General features: G+C 45.2%; 15 protein-coding genes. 8 read left to right on the top strand and 7 right to left on the bottom strand.

The features are described 5' to 3' along the window. Positions 1–48 precede the first annotated feature (48 nt). Positions 49–1779 (top strand): AAA family ATPase, encoded by a 1731-nt coding sequence (locus AC4OGX_RS04695; RefSeq protein ID WP_493328784.1) that lies wholly within the window; start codon positions 49–51, stop codon positions 1777–1779. Between the two features lie 139 nt (positions 1780–1918). Then, the gene (locus tag AC4OGX_RS04690) at positions 1919–2746 is read left to right on the top strand and encodes a P-loop NTPase (protein WP_493328783.1); all 828 of its coding nucleotides are present in this window, start codon (positions 1919–1921) and stop codon (positions 2744–2746) included. Between the two features lie 46 nt (positions 2747–2792). On the opposite strand, the gene AC4OGX_RS04685 is transcribed toward AC4OGX_RS04690, so the two are convergent. After that, entirely contained in the window at positions 2793–3083 is a 291-nt protein-coding gene (locus AC4OGX_RS04685) for a hypothetical protein (RefSeq protein ID WP_493328782.1), read from the bottom strand. Positions 3084–3213: 130 nt separating this feature from the next. After that, positions 3214–3909: a S1 RNA-binding domain-containing protein gene (locus tag AC4OGX_RS04680; protein ID WP_493328781.1), complete on the bottom strand. Its 696-nt coding sequence runs from the start codon at positions 3907–3909 to the stop codon at positions 3214–3216. Positions 3910–4303: 394 nt separating this feature from the next. Here AC4OGX_RS04680 and AC4OGX_RS04675 point away from each other — a divergent pair, with 394 nt between their 5' ends. Together AC4OGX_RS04675 and AC4OGX_RS04670 are read left to right on the top strand one after the other, a co-directional pair. After that, complete coding sequence (locus AC4OGX_RS04675; RefSeq protein ID WP_493328780.1) at positions 4304–5956, top strand: putative manganese-dependent inorganic diphosphatase; 1653 nt, start codon at positions 4304–4306, stop codon at positions 5954–5956. A 119-nt stretch (positions 5957–6075) separates the two neighbouring features. Continuing rightward, the gene (locus AC4OGX_RS04670) at positions 6076–6678 is read left to right on the top strand and encodes a flavin reductase family protein (RefSeq protein ID WP_493328778.1); all 603 of its coding nucleotides are present in this window, start codon (positions 6076–6078) and stop codon (positions 6676–6678) included. A 196-nt stretch (positions 6679–6874) separates the two neighbouring features. On the opposite strand, the gene galT is transcribed toward AC4OGX_RS04670, so the two are convergent. From galT to AC4OGX_RS04655, 3 genes are read right to left on the bottom strand one after another with little or no spacing between them, the layout of a single operon-like run. Then, on the bottom strand, positions 6875–8365 hold the full coding sequence (gene galT / locus AC4OGX_RS04665) for a UDP-glucose--hexose-1-phosphate uridylyltransferase (protein ID WP_493328777.1): 1491 nt from the start codon (positions 8363–8365) through the stop codon (positions 6875–6877). A 3-nt stretch (positions 8366–8368) separates the two neighbouring features. Continuing rightward, positions 8369–9367, bottom strand: coding sequence for a UDP-glucose 4-epimerase GalE (galE, locus tag AC4OGX_RS04660; protein ID WP_493328776.1), 999 nt, complete (start codon positions 9365–9367; stop codon positions 8369–8371). Between the two features lie 41 nt (positions 9368–9408). After that, positions 9409–10578, bottom strand: a complete 1170-nt coding sequence (locus AC4OGX_RS04655) for a galactokinase (protein ID WP_493328775.1) — start codon at positions 10576–10578, stop codon at positions 9409–9411. A 135-nt stretch (positions 10579–10713) separates the two neighbouring features. On the opposite strand from AC4OGX_RS04655, the gene AC4OGX_RS04650 reads away from it, so the two are divergent. Then, positions 10714–11592, top strand: coding sequence for an AraC family transcriptional regulator (locus tag AC4OGX_RS04650; RefSeq protein WP_493328774.1), 879 nt, complete (start codon positions 10714–10716; stop codon positions 11590–11592). Between the two features lie 40 nt (positions 11593–11632). On the opposite strand, the gene AC4OGX_RS04645 is transcribed toward AC4OGX_RS04650, so the two are convergent. Together AC4OGX_RS04645 and AC4OGX_RS04640 are read right to left on the bottom strand one after the other, a co-directional pair. Beyond that, entirely contained in the window at positions 11633–14275 is a 2643-nt protein-coding gene (locus tag AC4OGX_RS04645; RefSeq protein WP_493328772.1) for an FtsX-like permease family protein, read from the bottom strand. A 282-nt stretch (positions 14276–14557) separates the two neighbouring features. Beyond that, the gene (locus tag AC4OGX_RS04640) at positions 14558–15949 is read right to left on the bottom strand and encodes an MATE family efflux transporter (RefSeq protein WP_493328771.1); all 1392 of its coding nucleotides are present in this window, start codon (positions 15947–15949) and stop codon (positions 14558–14560) included. 130 nt (positions 15950–16079) lie between these two features. Here AC4OGX_RS04640 and AC4OGX_RS04635 point away from each other — a divergent pair, with 130 nt between their 5' ends. The 3 genes from AC4OGX_RS04635 (at position 16080) to AC4OGX_RS04625 (ending at position 18786) form a co-directional block, all read left to right on the top strand. After that, on the top strand, positions 16080–16811 hold the full coding sequence (locus AC4OGX_RS04635; protein WP_493328769.1) for a polysaccharide deacetylase family protein: 732 nt from the start codon (positions 16080–16082) through the stop codon (positions 16809–16811). A gap of 61 nt (positions 16812–16872) precedes the next feature. Beyond that, on the top strand, positions 16873–17667 hold the full coding sequence (locus tag AC4OGX_RS04630; RefSeq protein WP_493328835.1) for a tRNA threonylcarbamoyladenosine dehydratase: 795 nt from the start codon (positions 16873–16875) through the stop codon (positions 17665–17667). 270 nt (positions 17668–17937) lie between these two features. Further along, the gene (locus AC4OGX_RS04625; protein ID WP_493328767.1) at positions 17938–18786 is read left to right on the top strand and encodes a YitT family protein; all 849 of its coding nucleotides are present in this window, start codon (positions 17938–17940) and stop codon (positions 18784–18786) included. Positions 18787–19166: the final 380 nt, after the last annotated feature.

The following is a 19166-nucleotide window of genomic DNA, read 5'->3' as shown; positions in this document are numbered from 1 at the left end:
GCCAGGACAGGTTATAATTGAGGAAATGAGTAAAAGGAAGGTGAATCTATGCCAAAAACAGTAAGCATTGGTCTTCAGGATTTTGGGAAAATACGTGAGCTGGATACCTTTTATATTGATAAAACGAGATTCATTGAAGAATGGTGGAGCGCAAAGGATGATGTGACTTTGATTACGCGTCCAAGAAGATTCGGAAAAACACTGAATATGAGCATGGTAGAACATTTTTTTTCTACAGAATATGCGGGCAGTAGGCTGTTCGAGGGACTTTATATTTGGGGAAAAGAAGAGTATCAAAGGCTTCAGGGATCATATCCGGTGATTGCGCTCAGCTTTTCTGATATAAAAGAGAATAATTATCAGCAGGTGCGCAATAAAATATGTGAAAACATCGTGGATCTATATAATCATTTTGACTTTCTGTCAGAAGGAACTTTGCTGAATGACCGCGAAAAGGAGTATTTTAACAGAGTATCAGCGGATATGGAGGATTCAGAAGCATCCATCGCACTGCGGCGGTTATCAGGATACTTGTATAAATATTATCATCAAAAGATCATTATCCTGCTGGATGAATATGATACTCCGATGCTGGAAGCGTATACCGGTGGTTACTGGGATGAACTGGTCACCTTTATCAGGAGCCTTTTAAACGCAGCATTTAAGAGCAATCCATATCTGGAACGCGCGATTATGACCGGAATTACCAGGATCAGCAAAGAATCTATTTTTTCTGATCTGAATAATCTGAAAGTTGTGACAACGACATCGAAGGAATACGCGGAATGTTTTGGATTCACGGAGGAGGAAGTATTTGCAGCTTTAGATGAATACCAGTTATCCGAACAGAAACAGGATGTTAAAGAATGGTATGATGGTTTTACGTTCGGGGAGACTACGGATATTTATAATCCATGGTCCATCATCAATTTTCTGGACACCGGGAGTCTTAAGACATATTGGGCAAATACCAGTTCAAATACACTGGCGAACTCTTTGATCAGAGGGGGAAGTAAGGACATTAAGATCGCCTTTGAGAAGCTGCTTCAGGGAGAAGCAATCAAGACGCAGATTGATGAGCAGATTATTTACGAGCAGCTACAAGAGCGTGAAAGTGCCATATGGAGTCTTTTTTTAGCCGGCGGATATCTGAAAGTGGAGAGCGTGGAGTTGATCAGGCAGACAGGCCGCACATATTATTACCTGTCATTAGTCAATCAGGAAGTCCGGATTATGTTTGAGAATATGATACGTGGGTGGTTTGCTGATTATGACAGCAGTTATAATGATTTTGTGAAGGCACTATTGGAAAATGATGTTAAGGCCATGAATGTATATATGAACCGCGTTGCATTGACTACGTTCAGCTTTTTTGATACTGGCAGGAAGACATTTGGAGACCATGAGCCTGAAAGATTTTATCATGGATTTATCCTGGGTCTGATCGTGGAACTGGAGGAACGTTATACGATTACATCCAACAGGGAGAGCGGTTTTGGACGGTATGATGTGATTCTGGAACCCAGATATGCAGAAGACGATGCTGTTATTTTGGAGTTTAAAGTTCAGGATCCTGATGAAGAAAAATCCTTGACCGATACGGTAGAAAAAGCGTTAAAGCAGATCAACGAGAAAAAGTATGAGACCGTTCTCATATCGAAGGGGATCACGACAGACAGAATCAGAAAGTATGGATTTGCGTTTCAGGGGAAAAAGGTTTTGATCGGGGATGAAAAATATTGTCGGATGCTGAACGCTAAAGATGAGGCAGGCAATTAGAAGAGAACGCTTGACAGATGAAATCCCAAGCGAAGTCTTTAATGAAACAAAAAATTGTGGTATAATGCTAAAGGATCGTGCCATCCGGGCAGTCCAATTTGTGAATTTAACTATTTATAGAAAGAGAAGGTAGATCGATATGGCAGAAGAATGCAGCAATGGATGCAGCGAAGAATCCTGTGCAGGATGTGCGCATGCAGGTACATGTGAGAGTAAAAAAGAGGACTTTCGGGTTCCGGGCAATAAGTACTCTCAGGTTAAGAAGGTGATCGGCGTTATCAGCGGAAAGGGCGGCGTTGGCAAGTCTCTTGTGACAGGTTCACTCGCCAGAATGATGCGTGAGAAGGGATATACAGTCGGAATCCTGGATGCAGATATCACAGGTCCGTCCATCCCTAAGATGTATGGGATCCATGAGACGGCACAGGGAACTGAGGAAGGGATATTCCCTTGTATTGCAAAGGATGAGACCAGGATCATGTCTGTCAACCTCTTATTGGAGGATGAAGACACTCCGGTTATCTGGAGAGGTCCGGTCATCTCAGGGGTTGTAACACAGTTCTGGACAGATGTTATGTGGGGAGATATTGATTATCTGTTCGTGGACATGCCTCCGGGAACTGGCGATGTGCCGCTCACGGTATTCCAGTCACTTCCGGTAGACGGTGTTGTCATCGTGACATCTCCCCAGGATCTGGTACAGATGATCGTGAAGAAAGCCTACAATATGGCAAAGCAGATGAATATTCCGGTACTTGGTATCGTAGAGAACTACAGCTATGTGAAATGTCCTGACTGCGGTAAGGAGATCAAGGTATTTGGTGAGAGCCACATTGATGAGATCGCGGCAGAGATTGGCGTTCCGGTGCTTGGAAAGATGCCGATCGACACGAAGATCGCAGAAGCAGTAGAGGCTGAGAAGTTCTATGAGACCAAGAATCCTTACTTGCAGGATATTGAATTGTAGTAAATGAAAGAAAACCGTTGCAGAGGTTTTTGCGGCGGTTTTTCTATCATTTGTGGCATTCATCCAGATATGTGATCTCACGGCCGGAGAGATAGTGCTTGTGCGTGTAGTATAGCAGGGAAACCAGCCATATTGCTGGATTTTCTCTTGAAGGTGCAAAAGAAAAAGTATCGGCCATACAGAGAATATTTGTGAATAATTCTTTTACACGTCCTGAGAAAACACAAGGTTCTATATAAATATTAGCGGATATGTATCCAAAATATTCTGTGACATCAGCATCTAGTTCGTATTCTGTAGAAAAAGTAATGATCTTATCGATATTCTGATGAAACATTTAAAATAGGGAAATTCATATAAGAAAATTAATTTATGTAAATTAGTATATAAAAAAGACTGATAAACAGCGGCTTTTTAGTTTAGCCAATGCTTATCAGTCTTTGCTCGTTAATTGTTGATCGAACGCTTTACAGCTTAATGTTCTTAAAGAGATCTCCCAGGTTCGTTCCGATATTCTCACTCTTCGGAATCTCTACCTTTTCTTCCACTTCCTCCTGAACTTCTTCCAGAGCTTTCATGCTCAGGCTGATCTTCCCGTCTTTGATACCGATCACTTTAACTTTCACAGTATCCCCAACCTTGAGGACATCACCAGGAGTCTTGATTCTCTTCTGGGAAATCTGGGAAATATGAACCAATCCGGACAGTCCATTGTCTAACTTCACGAATGCACCATAGTTCTGGAGAGTCTCAACAGTACCTTCCATAACAGTGCCTGTCTTGATGCTTGCGATCTGCTCGGCACGTGCCTTCTGCTCTTTTTCTTTTAAGATCTCACGGGCAGATAACACAAGGCGGTTGTTAGCCTGATCCACATCAATGACGCGTACCTCAATGTCCTGTAATAAATAAGTCTCCAAATCCTCAATATATGAAAGAGAAAGCTTGGATGCAGGGATGAATCCACGTAAGCCCTCTACCATAGCGATGGCTCCTCCGTTCACGATCCCTTCTACTTTAACAGGCAGGATGGTCTTCTTTTCCATGTAGTCAAGAACCCTGTTCCATGGATTGGCATCATCAAAATGATCCTCATAATCGGCCATTGTCTCAACAGGTTCTTCGTTTGTCTGTAATTCTTCTGTTTTCATTTCTTCACTCATCGTAGCACCTCAACTTATCTTATTAATTCGTGTGTAACCACACCGCAGCCACATGGAAACTCTGGAAATGAACTATGCGGACTGCAAAACGGTATAAATTCAGTATAACATATGTGTCTCCAAAAACCTACTAAAAATTTGATTATCCGTCAAAAATACAGCATCTTAAAAGCCGGACAAATAAGAAAAACATAACTGCTTTATCCGTAATATAGTGATTTTAAAACTGTTTTATAGTATAATTATTTCAGCTGAATCAGGGCTTCATCTGCACAGAAGGAAGCACAAAAATCATGCCGCCGTAAAGAAGATCCTGAAATTCTGGTTGACGGATGAACGAAAAGATGGCAAGCTACTAAGTAAATGAATGGAAAATGATAAAGGATGATATGAGATGGATAATGGAGTGAATAAAAGAAAAATTTATGTGGTAGGGCACAAGAACCCGGATACGGATTCTATCTGCTCAGCGATCGCTTATGCAAGGCTGAAAAGTAAACTGACAGGGGAGGAGTACACCCCGCGAAGGGCCGGACAGCTCAATGAGGAGACGCAGTATGTCCTGGAACGTTTTGGAGTAAAAGTACCAGCACTTCTCTCGGATCTGCGTGTTCAGGTGAAGGATGTGGATCTAAGAAAAATAGAAGGGTTAAACGGAAGCGTTTCTATCAAGACAGCCTGGGCCCGTATGAAGGAGCTGAACATCAAGACTCTGCCGGTCACAAGGGAAGGCCGGCTGGAGGGGCTGATCACGATCGGTGATATTGCGACCTCCTACATGGATGTGTATGACAGTACGATCCTTTCCACAGCCAGGACTCAGTACCGCAACATTGCAACGACCATAGGCGGAAGAGTTGTGATCGGGAATGACCACAGCTATCTGTTGAAGGGAAAGGTCGGGGTGGCTGCATCCAGCCGGGATCTTCTGGCAGATTTTATAGAGAAGGACGACCTTGTCATTTTAGGTAATCGAAAGGAAGCACAGCAGTGCGCGATCGATCTGAATGTGGCGTGTATGGTCATCTGCCAGGGGGCTGAGATATCCGACGATATTATTCAGCAGGCAAGGGAGAAGGAGATCGTGATCATCAGTACTCCTCATGATACCTTTACTGTTGCCAGACAGATCAATCAGAGTATACCGGTCAGACATTTTATGACAAAAGAAGGATTGATCACATTTAAGATGCGTGACTATGTGGATGATGTTAAAGATGTTATGGCACATAAGCGTTTCCGTGATTTCCCGATCGTGGATAATAAGGGAAACTTCTTAGGCTTTATTTCCAGGCGCAGACTGCTCAACAGCAGGAAAAAACAGGTGATCCTGGTAGACCATAATGAGAAGAACCAGGCGGTCGACGGGATCGAGGAGGCAGATGTGCTGGAGATCATCGATCATCATAGATTAAGCAGTATTGAGACCATGGGTCCTGTATTTTTCAGAAATCAGCCGGTGGGATGTACCGCAACGATCATTTACCAGATGTATCAGGAAGAATGCGTGGAGGTAGAACCTGAGACTGCGGCACTTCTGTGCTCCGCGATCATCTCCGATACGCTGATGTTCCGTTCCCCGACCTGCACCGCTCTGGATGAGCTGTCAGCAAGGAAGCTGGCAGAGATCGCGGATATAAATATAGAGGAGCTGGCACTGGAGATGTTCAATGCGGGAAGCAACTTAAAGGGCAAGAGTGCAGAGGAGATCATATTCCTTGATTTTAAACAGTTTACAGTGAATGAGACAGTGATCGGTGTAGGGCAGGTTAATGCCATGAGTGCAGATGAACTCAAAGAAATCAAGGCAGCTGTACTGCCGCACATGGAGAAGGCAAGAAAGTCACACAGGCTGGATATGATTTTCTTCATGCTGACCAATATCGTGACAGAATCCTCCGAACTTCTCTGCTGCGGACTGGATGCACGCTCAAAGGTGATCTCCGCATACGATCTGCGTGAAGATACAGAAGACCTTCTGTTAAAGGGCGTTGTATCCAGAAAGAAACAGCTTGTTCCGACACTGGTCGGAGCACTGCAGCAGTAAGACAGCAGATTTACAGGCAGGCCTGCGGTCACGCAGTAAAGCGGTGGGGCTGCGGTAAAACATAAAATTGTAGAACATAAAGATTAGAAATAGAATTTGGAATAGAAAAGAGAAGAAGTATGAGCAGACAAACATGGAAACCAGGCAATATGCTGTATCCTCTCCCGGCGGTCATGGTAAGCGTGGGAGATAAGTCCGGCAGGACAAACATCCTGACGATCGCATGGACCGGAACGATATGTACCAATCCGGCAATGGTCTATATTTCCGTACGCCCGGAGCGTTATTCCTACGATATCATTCGGGAATCCGGTGAGTTCGTGATCAACCTGACCACTGAGAAGCTGGCAAGAGCCACGGATTACTGCGGTGTCCGTTCCGGCAGAGATGTGGATAAATGGAAGGAGGCAAAGCTGACTCCCAAAAAGGCAGAGACATTAGAATATGCGCCGGTCATAGACGAATGTCCGGTCAGCATCGAATGTAAGGTGACTGAAATAAAAGAACTCGGAAGCCACCACATGTTTCTTGCAAAGGTAACTGCAGTCCAGGTCGATGACGCATATATGAATGAGCAGAACAAGTTCGAACTGAACAAAACCGGACTGCTCGCCTATTCACATGGAGAATATCTTGGATTGGGCAAAAAGATTGGAACCTTCGGATACAGCGTCAGAAAGAAAAAAAGAAAGACAGGCGGAAGTAAAAAGAAAAAAGCATGATGAAAAGATAGTATCTGTACCGTCCACCCTCTTAGGCCTTTGCCTGTTTCTATATCTTCAAAAAGGAATACCAGGAAAGCAAACAGATTTAACAAATATGAAAAACTAACCGGAGTCTGCCGATGGAATTTCTAAGATCAAATTCCATCGGCAGACTCCGGCTGCTTTTTGGTTAGTACTGCTTAATTTTGTTTCACTAGAGGGATGCAATAAACCGTCTGAATCCTTCCAATCCCTTTTCATCGCATTTATATACGCCTGCATCTTCAAGTACCTGGCAGAATACCTTTCCGATTTCAAGCTTTAGGATATCCTCCACATTATCTGCATTCAGCTCCGGGTGCTGTGGCAGGAAGTCATCTACCCAGTCAGCGTGCTTCTTTAAAACTTCACTGCTTCTGATGTCTTTCTTTTCCAGTATGTAAGTTTTCAGAAGTTCCATCTCGTCTTTTAACCGTGAGGGCAGTACGGCGAGTCCCATGACCTCGATCAGACCGATATTTTCCTTCTTGATATGGTGCAGTTTAGCATGAGGATGGTATACGCCCAGAGGATGCTCCTCTGTTGTGATATTGTTGCGGAGGGTCAGGTCCAGTTCATAAAGGTCCTCATGCATTCTGGCGATCGGTGTGATCGTATTGTGAGGCTGCCCGTCAGTCTCGGCATAGATGAATGCTTCCTCATCAGTATATCCTCTCCATGCTGTCAGGATATGGCCGGCAAGCTCGATGATCCTGCTTTCATCTTTCCCCTGGAGACGGATCACGGAGAGCGGCCATTTTACGATCCCGGCTGTCACATCCTCAAATCCTTTTACGGTAAATGTCTCTGTCATGGGTGCTTTCGCCATGGCAAAGGTGTAATTTCCTCCCTGGAAATGGTCGTGGCTCAAGATAGAACCGCCGACGATCGGCAGGTCAGCATTGGAGCCAAGGAAGTAGTGCGGAAATAGTTTAATAAAATCAAACAGCTTCCGGAAGGTGTTTTTTTCGATCTTCATCGGCACATGCTCACCGTTTAAGACGATACAGTGCTCGTTATAGTAAACATAAGGAGAATACTGGAATCCCCAGGCACTGTCATTGACCGTAATCGGCATGATCCTGTGATTCTCCCTGGCCGGATGGTTCGTGCGTCCGGCATAGCCCTCATTCTCTACACAGAGCAGACACTTTGGATAAGAGGATGCTTTTGCATTCCTTGCCGCCGCGATTGCTTTCGGGTCTTTTTCCGGTTTGGACAGATTGATCGTGATATCCAGTGTGCCATAATCCGTATCCACGGTCCACTTCATATCCCTGCAGACACGGTATCTGCGGATATAATCGCTGTCCTGGCTCAGCTTGTAGTAATAATCTGTGGCATCCTTTGGGGATGCTTCATAACGTTTCCAGAATTCAGCCTGTACCTGGGAGGGGCGCGGCATGAGACAGTTCATGATCTTGGTATCAAACAGATCCCTGTATACGATACTGTCTTCAATGATCCCGCGTTCACAGGCTTCGTCCAGAAGTTCTTTTAAGATTTCTTCCAGATTAAGCTGAGAAAGGTCACAATTCACATCTGAGTATTCATCCTCGTGGAAAAGCTCCAGCAGAAGATTAGTCGTATAGATGCGTTCACATTCAGGAGTCAGACCAGTGTCGATCCCATATTGAACCAGTTTTTTTATCGCTTCATTTAACATGATCTATGCCTCCTCTTTCTTGAATCCATGAGGATGGGTGCTGTGCCATTTCCATGCGGAAGTAATGATCTCCTCCAAATCGGCATGCTGCGGGTTCCAGCCAAGGATCTGTTTTGCCTTGTCACTGGATGCGATCAGCCGGGCAGGATCTCCGGCGCGTCTTGGAGTTACCCGTTCTGCGATGTCGAGCCCGGTTGCCTTTTTTGCTGTCTCAATGACTTCTTTTACAGTAAAGCCGACTCCGTTGCCCAGGTTAAAGGTGTTGCTTTCTCCGCCGTCCAGCAGATATTTGACAGCCAGGATATGTGCCTGTGCCAGATCAGTCACATGGATATAGTCGCGGATACATGTGCCGTCCTTTGTATCATAATCATCGCCGAAGATACTGATAAATTCACGCTGTCCTAATGGTACCTGCAGGATCAGCGGGATCAGATGTGTCTCCGGGCTGTGTGCCTCTCCGATGCAGCCGCTCTCATGCGCACCACAGGCATTGAAGTAGCGCAGTGCCACATATTTCAGGCCATGGGCAACATCTGTCCATTTCATCATCTTTTCCATGGCAAGCTTGGTTTCACCGTATGTGTTAGTTGGACAGGTCCTGTCATCCTCCAAAATCGGGATATTCTCTGGCTCCCCATAAGTTGCAGCGGTGGAAGAGAAGACGATCTTCTTCACATCATGTGCGATCATAGATTCCAGAAGTACCTTCGTGCCGCAGACATTATTGTCATAATATTTCAGAGGATCGACCATGCTCTCTCCGACGAGGGAGTTGGCAGCAAAATGGATGACTGCATGGATCTCTTCGTTTTCAAAGACAGAATCAACGAATCCCCGGTTACGGATATCGCCTTTGTAAAAACGAGCCTTTGGATGTACTGCTTCGATGTGTCCTGTCTCCAGATTGTCGACAACAACGACATCTGCTCCTTTATCAATGAGTTCATAAACTGTGTGTGAGCCGATGTAACCGGCCCCTCCTAATACTAAAATTGCCATTTTGACTGCCTCCTTTTTTGAATCTGTGATCTGGTTACCGATTAATCAAGCTTTCCGGCCCCGCCGCCGATGTCTACGGTATAGAATTCAGCATCATGTCCGACTTTTTCTTTATATGCTTTCCCGATAGTATCGATAAATGCATCTACCGCTTCATTTTTTACAATGCTGACGGTGCATCCGCCGAAACCGCCTCCTGTGATTCTGGAACCGATCACGCCAGGCACCTTCCATGCAAGGTCAACGAGGATGTCGATTTCTTCACAGGATACTTCATAGTCATCCCGAAGGGAGATGTGGGACTGGTTCATCAGCTCTCCGAAGCGTTCAATGTTCCCTTCTTTTAATGCCTTTACCGCCTCGATCGTCCGCTGGTTTTCTGCAACGGCATGTTTTGCGCGTCTGACCTGTACAGGATTTTTGATGACTTCTTTGAACTTCTCAAAGGTATCCATATCTAAATCGCCTAAGGCGTTGATATCCAGCTCTGTCTGGAGAGCAGCCAGTGCATCAGAACATTCCTGGCGGCGTTCATTGTATTTGGAATCTACCAGGCTGTGTTTTACCTTGCTGTTTGTGATGATGATCTTTGCATCTTCCAGAACAACAGGTGCATATTCATAATTTAAGGTCGCAGTATCCAGGAAGATCGCGTGGTCTTTTTTACCCATCGCTACGGCAAACTGATCCATGATACCGCAGTTGCAGCCGTTGAAATTATTTTCCGAATACTGTCCGATCAGGGCCAGGTCTGTCATACTGAACTTTGTGATCCCAAAGAGATCTGTCAGGATCACGCCTGTGAGTACTTCCAGAGAAGCTGAAGAGGAAAGACCGGAACCATTCGGGATATTTCCCCAGATCACCATATCAAAGCCGCTGTCCAGCTTCACTCCTTTTTCAGCAAAAGCCCAGACAACACCTAAGGGATAGTTAGCCCACCCGTAAGTACTCTTGTTAGTGAGATCATCCAGATCAGCCTCCACAACGCCGAAGCTGTTTAAGTTCATGGAATAAAAGTGCATCTTCTTGTCAGAACGTCTCTTTGCCATGCCGTAAGTACCAAGAGTCAGTGCACATGGAAAGACGTGGCCGCCGTTATAGTCTGTGTGTTCTCCGATCAGATTCACGCGCCCGGGTGAAAAGTAGAATCCCGCGCCCTCAGCGCTTCCGAACAGTTCTGTAAATTTTGCGGATAATTTTTCTTTCATATGAAATCCTCACTTTCGTCTTTATTTTAGTAGTTAAAGATTCGTTCTTTATTATGTCTTCATTATAGCGGAAAGGAGAGGGAATGTATATAAAAAATCCGTGCAAAGATATGTAATTATGTTGCATGGGAAGCGATGGGAAGTTATAATGAGAAAAACACGGGAAAGGAGAAACAGAAATTGGAGGGCACCTATAAATATTCATATAAGGTCGGGGAAAGTCTCCTGACTTCCCTGTCTGTCTACAACGTGGGACATCAGAAATGCGGGCCGGGTTACCAGTGGGGGCCTGGAATCAGGAATCACTATTGCATCCATCATATCATTTCAGGTCACGGATATTATAGTGTCAATGGGGAGACTCACAGATTGTCTGCCGGAGATACCTTTATCCTTTACCCTGATACCGAAGTGAAATATTATGCAGACACAGAGAAACCCTGGGAATATGCCTGGGTCGGCTTTATGGGAACAGATGCGTCAACGATCATCCGTTCTACAGATTTTACGAAGGAAAAGCCATTTATCAAAGGCGGAGGGCCTCCCAAACGAGTCCTGAGAAGTCAGCTGGGGAGGATCTATGAAGTAAAAGGCAACAGTCATGAGGCATCGGTAGCCATGACCGGGGCCCTCTATACACTTTTGTCTACCTTGATGCATTACTCCGCGCAGAAGGAGAATGCCAGGGATATCCAGCTTACTTATGTGGAGAAGGCCAAGAATTACATCTCAACCAGTTATTCCTATCCCATAACAGTGGAGGATGTGGCGGCATATGTGGGGATCAGCCGCAGCCATCTGTACCGTTCCTTCCAGGCTTATCAGCAGCAGTCTCCAAAGGAATACTTAAGCAGCTTCCGCATCAAACAAGCCTGCCGTCTGCTCAAAGAGACGGATCTGTCTGTTGCCACGATCGCCTATTCTGTGGGATTTGAGAATAACCTTTACTTTTCAAAAGCATTCAAGAAGCTGATGGGGATGAGCCCTTCAGAATATAAAGGGATGCCAGGATAACATCATATCCAAGGGCATCCCTTTATCTATAGTAATCTTTCTATTCACCAGGCTTGATCGTCAGATCCTCTATCTTTTGGAGGAATCCCTTAGTCAGAAAATGAGTGCCCAGCCAGTATAAAAGTGTATATACGGCCAATACGCCCAGCAGGATCAGGAAGTACTTTCCTGTCTCATTCCCTCTGTAAAGCCTCATGAAAGGCATTGCGGTACTAAAGATCAAAGAGACTAAAGCCGCGCCCAGGAAAGACCATTTAGAATGGACTGCCATCTCACTGCGGAGAAGACTGACACGGTCATGGTCATTCATCCCCACCGCCTCGAGAAGCTGGCTTTTGCGTCTCATCTCCTCGATCTCCAGACTGTACTTCAGGTAGAAGATAAACAGGCTGCTGAGTAATAAGATGCAGGCAGTAATGAAAAAGGCAATTTTCTTGAAAAAAAGATCCCCTTTTGCAGCAGTTATTTCCGTCTGTTTTTCATAACATGGGTAGACAGAGGGCTGCAGGTATGTATCCGCGATATTTTTTTCGGAGAATACCCTCAGGCTGTCTGCAATGCTCTGGTAACTTCCCTTTGCGGCCCGTAATGTGACTAACTGTGTAGGCGTCGGCTCCTCCTTAAGCTGGTCGAAAACAGACTGACAAAGCTTCGCAAAGTATTCGTCAGAGAAGACCACAATATCCTCCTGGTCACCCCGCTGGAACATACCGGTCAGGATCAGCTTTTCCTGGCTTTTCACCGAGTAAGGGGGATAAATATCGTCCCGGGTCTCGATGTCATATCCGGCCCGGACACCCGGGTGCAGTCGGGGGCTGTTATCCAGATCTTCCATCGGGGAGATATACCAGTCCAGCAGACGGGCGCGCTGTGAGGTGTCCTGCTGGAAAACAACATGGATCTCTTTTCCTGTCAGTCCGGGAGAACTCTTGTCATCCGGGGAAATAACTGCTTTCAGCTTCTTATATGTAGTTTCAGAAATTCCAATATGTTGTCCCTGGGGAGAAACGACACCGTCGAATCCCGTGCGTATTTCAGTACGGTAGGAGAAGGGCTCCGCCAGCAGGGTGTTAATTCGGATCATTGGATAGGTTTCCATTTCTACATTATGAGAGGACTTGAGATCCTCGAAAAATGTCTCATCCTCCTCATGTGCCATACATACAAAATCATAAGGATAGAGCTTATCGGCGGCACCAGCAGTCAGGCAGGAGGCCAGCCGGGGCAGATAGACAGCCAGCGCAAATAACTGGATGGTAAATAAAAGGAACAGATACTTGGCATTAGTCTTAAACCGGTACTTCCAGGGCAGAATTGTAAACAGGTGCTTTAAATACCGCTCCTTTTTCTTCATGAAACGCGTAAGGAGCTTTGTGCCTCCGCAGTACATAAGGAGCAGAAATCCAAACAGCATGATAGCAAAACGGGACATCCCTTCCATCCAGGAGCCGTGCAGATAAGCACGGATACCGGATTGGATACAGTAAACTCCATAGATCAGGCCCGGGATCAGTAGATGGGAGGGCAGCGGTTCCTTTTTTACAGCCTTAAATGAAGAGGTCGTGATATCCACATGCTCAAACAGATGATAATTGATGAGTGTAGACAATCCTGTCATAAGAAGGAAGACGACTGTAGTAATCAGTACCAGAGCCCCATATTCTGTGGAAACAGAGTCAGAGATCCCCAGGCTCCTTAGAAAGAAATGCTTCATAACAGGAAGCCCCAGATTTCCAAGGAGCAGCCCGACCGCCAGTGAAACAAGGATACAGGTGAGATACTCGAGGGCAATGATCAGTTCCAGCGTCTTCTTGCGGATACCCAGGCTGATAAAGATCCCGTAGTTTTTCATGCGTGTCTTAATATAGTTAGAGATGATAAGCACCAGGAGCATGATGGACAAAAACAGGACGATCATAAACACTTCCTGGAAAATGTTCATGACTCCCGAATACTTCATCCCATCCTGTCCCGGGTCCAGTGCCAGGATGGCGGACAGTGCCCCGATCATAATATAAAGAAAAGTAACCGCAGCGGAGGCTGCAAATATAAAGAGCAGATAGCCCTTTAGATTACTTTTAAAGTTCGCAAAAATAACCGTATAGAAATCCTTGGAATAATGTCCCGGAAAGCGCATCCGCCGGATCTTATCCAGCCGTGCCTGTTCCTCCCTGCGCTTTAATTCCCGCGCCTGCCGGTTCATCTCGTCCCCCTCCAGGATCAGTCTGGTCCCGATATAATCGGCTACCATGAGTATCATGGAGACAGTCAGAGCCGGACGTACTGTATAGGAGTTAAAAAAGACAGAGATAAGGTAGAGGAATCCAACCCAGTAGGAAATGATGGAGAAGATATCCGCGGCCTTTTTTTTGCATAACAGTAATACGGACCGGATGATCAGTACTGCAGCAAGCAGAAACGGCAGCAAAAGGAAAAGGTAGGCAGGAACGATACTGCTTCCTGTAGCCGCCACCTCCTCGGCAGTCTCGAAAGCGGAAGAGAAGGCCGAGATCCCGCCGTATCGGCGGACCGTAGCATAAAAACCAAGAATCGTATAGGCGGTGCCCTTATAGGTAAACCATTTGGCAAAAATAATCAGAAAGGAAATAATAAGACCTATCACAACCTGAAAAAGTCCTGCCGCCTTTTTGGTATCCCTAAATTGATATGCAAGTCGTTTCATATTCTTTCAAGCCTCCATTTCCGGTCAGAAATCCTGTAAAAATCCTGATGGTTATGCTTCTTATTATACAACCATCCCGGTATAAATCACAAGCTAATCCGGTGAAAATCAGAAACATTAAAATAGATGAAAGACCGGAAATCAAACGGGGAGAAAAGCTGGAATCAAAAGAGGCAGTATCGTGATCTGGCCGACACGATACTGCCTTTGTTTTACATAAAACAGAATGCCGGGGTTGTCCCCGGATTTTTCAATATTTTTTGACGCCTTATGCAGGGCTTTTTACTGCTGGCTGCCTTTGGATGCCACAGGTATCTCCAATGGCTGGATCTTCTGGCGTTTGATCCGTTTAAACAGCAGTGAGGACAGTACCACGGAAACGATCTCTGCGATCGGGATCGCCCACCATACCATATTCAGTCCAAATAACTCGGCAAAAAGATAGGCAGCCGGAAGGATCACAAACAGCTGTCTGGCTACAGAGACGATCAGGCTGTATACCCCGTTTCCAAGCGCCTGGAAAACAGAACCTACGATGATACAGTATCCGGCAAAGATAAAGCTCAGGCTGATGATACGAAGTGCAGGTACTCCGATCTCCAGCATATGTTCGGATGCATCGAAAAGCCGAAGAAGCTGCGCCGGGAAAAACTGGAAGATGCCAAGTCCTATGATCATGATGCCCACCGCGATCAGGACGCTTAGATCGATCGTTTTCATGATCCTTTTCTTATCTCTTGCACCATAGTTATACGCAACGATCGGGATCATACCATTATTCAGCCCGAAGACCGGCATAAAGATAAAACTCTGGAGCTTGAAATATACTCCAAATACTGCAGTGGCAGTGGAAGAGAAGATCATCAGGATCTTGTTCATTCCAAATACCATGACAGAACCGATGGACTGCATAATGATGGAAGGAACACCGACCTTATAAATGTTGGCAATAATGATTTTGTTTGGACGGAATCCTTTCATATTCAGATTCAACTCCGTATTCTTTTTGCAGTTAAAGTATAATGACATCGTTACGGCGACAAGCTGTCCGATCACGGTTGCAAGAGCAGCACCGGCGACCTCCATTTTCGGAAGTCCGAAGAGGCCGAAGATCAGGATCGGATCGAGCACGATGTTGATCACCGCTCCGGTTCCCTGTGTGATCATATTGTAGATCGTCTTTCCCGTGGACTGCATCAGACGCTCGAATGTGATCTGCATGAAGATTCCGATGGATGCAACCGTGATGATCAGCATATACTGAGTACCATAGCGGATGATCAGCGGATCATTTGTCTGTACAGTGAAGAACAGATGGGAGCCGGCCAGCCCTATTATGGCCATCACAATATAACTGAGCATGCCAAGGAAAATACCATTCCTTGCAACAGTGTTGGCCTCCTCGAATTTTTTCTCCCCCAGATTTCTGGATAGCAGCGCATTGATCCCGACGCCGGTTCCTGCTGAAATGGCGATCATCAGGTTTTGCACCGGGAATGCCAGCGAAACAGCAGTCAGTGCCGCCTCATTGATCTGAGCGACAAACACACTGTCTACAACATTATAAAGAGCCTGCACCAGCATTGAAATGACCATTGGCAGGGACATTGTGATTAAAAGCTTCGGAACAGGCATGACGCCCATTTTATTTTCCGTCTGTATTGGTTTTTCCATATAAATTCCTCCTCTGAATGTGACACAGAGGCCATTATAGCACATATTTAAGCCTTATGTAAGAGAAATATGAAAGCATCCATAAATTTTGAGAGAGGAGCATATATATAAAAGAAGTGGAATAAAGGTCGTGGACAGTTTGCGTTTAAAAAGATTGATGCAGGGGATGGGCCTGGTCTATGTTTTGCTCTTAATAGGAATGGTGTATCCGGGATTTCTTACAAAAAATACAGCAGAGGCTGGGGAACAGGAGATATCCAGTCCCAATGCGATTGCATATGTGGCTGAAAATATGGTGGAAAAACCCAAAATCGCGCTTACCTTTGACGATGGGCCTAGTAAGGTCTATACGCCAAAGCTCTTAGATGGATTGAAGGAAAGAGGTGTGAAGGCTACATTTTTCCTGATCGGGCAGAATATAGAGAAGGACAATAATAGGGACATTGTAAAACGGATGTATGAGGAAGGACATCTGATCGGAAATCATACATACCACCATGTTGAGATCACAAAAGTGAGTAACGAGAAGGCTTATGAGGAGATTACCATGACAAATGACCTGATCAAGGAGATCACAGGGAAAGATGTGCAGTTTATGAGACCGCCCTTTGGGCTTTGGCAGAAGGACCTAGAACAGAAGATCCATGTGCTCCCTGTGATGTGGAGTATAGACCCTCTTGACTGGGCCACGGAAAATGTAGATGAAATTGTGAATAAAGTAGTGACGGAAGCAGAAGAAAATGATATCATTCTGTTGCATGACTGTTATGACAGCTCCATAAAGGCTGCTCTAAAGATCGTAGACCAGCTTACTGCCAAGGGGTATGAGTTCGTAACGGTGGACGAATTGATGCTGGATTAGCAGCCAGGAAAAACATGATTTTACAAAGAAGGTACGATTGATATAGGAGAAGATGAAAAAGATGTTAAATGAGTATTCAAGAACAGAATTATTAGTTGGAAAAGAGGGGATAAAACGGCTTGAGGAAGCTTCGGTCATGGTATTTGGCGTGGGCGGCGTCGGGTCCCACTGTATCGAGGCACTTGCCAGGAGCGGTGTGGGAAAATTGATCCTGGTAGATAATGACACCGTCTCACTGACCAATATCAACCGTCAGTCCATCGCCTATCACAGTACGATAGGTCAGTATAAGACGAAGGTGATGGAGGAAAGGATCAGGGATATCAATCCGCAGATCCGGGTTGAGACATTCGAGATGTTTGTCCTGCCGGATAATCTGGAGACACTGTTTGGAGGAAAAATAAAAACGGACGGCTCCATGGAAGAGAATTCATACACTGAAGAATCAGAAGGCGGGATTCCAAGAGGTGAAAAACCAGATTATATCATAGATGCCATTGATACGGTCACTGCAAAGCTGGCTCTGGTGGAGCTGGCACTGAAACTGGATATCCCTATCATCAGCAGTATGGGAACAGGAAATAAGCTGCATCCGGAGCTGTTTGAGATTTCAGATATTTCAAAGACAAGTGTCTGCCCGCTGTGCAAGGTGATGCGCAGGGAGCTGAAAAGCAGGGGGATCACCCATTTAAAGGTGCTGTTTTCTAAGGAAAAACCTATCGATACCTCAGGGAGAGAGACAGGGGAAGACAAGGGACAGAGGCGCAGCATCCCAGGCAGTATTTCTTTCGTGCCTCCGGTCGCAGGACTTTTGATCGCAGGAGAAGTGATCAGGGAGATCGCAGGCGTACAGTAGCCAAAAAATCATTGGGGGAATCAGTCAAAGATAGAAGTGCAAAGTATCAGATCTTGTAGTATAATGATAGAAAATGTACGGTTTATATTGTGAAAGGGGAATCGCAGATAAACAAGGTACAGACTACACTACGAAAGGGGATTCGTGGAGATGAGGGCTGCTGCAATTTCTGTCGGTTATAGTAAGGAAAATGATTGAGATACAGGTCTGGTTTTGAAAAATCTGGGGTTAGGAAAAAGGTAAATATGTCAAGAAGAGGAGAATTTAAAAATGAACTCAAAGAAAAATGCAATCCGTGAGTTTTTTATTATTACGTTTGGAATGATGCTGGTGGCTGCTGCAGTGTATTTCTTCATGGTCCCAAGCAAGATCGTTGTGGGCAGTATTTCCGGTCTGGGCCTGGTTATTTCCCAGCTTACCGGGATCCAGCTTTCCATCATCACATTCATATTGAATGTGGTACTCTTAGTCATTGGATTTATATTTATCGGGAAGGAGTTTGGTGCGAAGACCGTCTATACATCCATGCTTCTGCCGGTATTTTTGTGGATTTATGAGCGGATCATCCCCGTGACCAAGTCTGTAACGGGCAACCCGGTGTATGATCTGATCACGTATATTTTGATCGTAGCACTTGGACAAGCACTTTTATTCCACGTCAACGCTTCCTCAGGCGGGATTGATATTGTAGCGAAGATCATCAATAAGTTTACCCATATGGAGATCGGAAAGGCCGTGACAGCAGCGGGGATGGTGACGGCAGCAACTTCCCTTTTGGTATACGATTTTTCCACATTTGTTGTCAGTATCCTGGGTACTTACGCAAATGGGATCGCCGTAGATTATTTTATCGATGGATTCAATAAGCGGAAAAGAGTTTGTATCCTCTCGGACGATTATCAGGAGATCCAGGAATATATTATGAAGGAATTGAACCGGGGAGTTACGCTCTATGAGGCACACGGAGCGTATGACAATAAAAAGCGCATAGAACTTATCACGATCCTGACCCAGCAGGAGTATAAGATTCTGCTGAACTACCTGCATATGAACCAGAAGCAGGTATTTGTCACAGTTTCCACTGTGAATGAAGTGATCGGACAGTGGAACGGGAAATAAAGGAATCAGAGATTGAATATTAAATTTCTAGAAAGCACGCAAAGAGAGAAATACTCCTGCGTGCTTTTTGCTTTGTTTCGTGAATAAATGGAATAAGATTATTTATGAGACCTGCTTTAATTGTGTTCTTTCTTAGAAGGATATATAACCGATCTGCATAAAAAGTATAAGCAGAAGACGGTAAAACGTAAGCTGGCCAGCGTGAAGGCTTTTTATAATTATCCGGAAGAGGAAGGAATCATTACGGAGCATGCATCCAAGGAATCCTATCCCCCTATTGATTTTCTCCCCATTTTGGACTAAGATGTTTATCAGCCACACCTGTTTATTTCTAAGAAAGGAAACGTATGATACACACTTTTGAATAAGTAAAGTCATTA

Source organism: Faecalicatena sp. (assembly GCF_058819085.1).
This window is presented reverse-complemented; position numbering and strand designations above follow the sequence as displayed.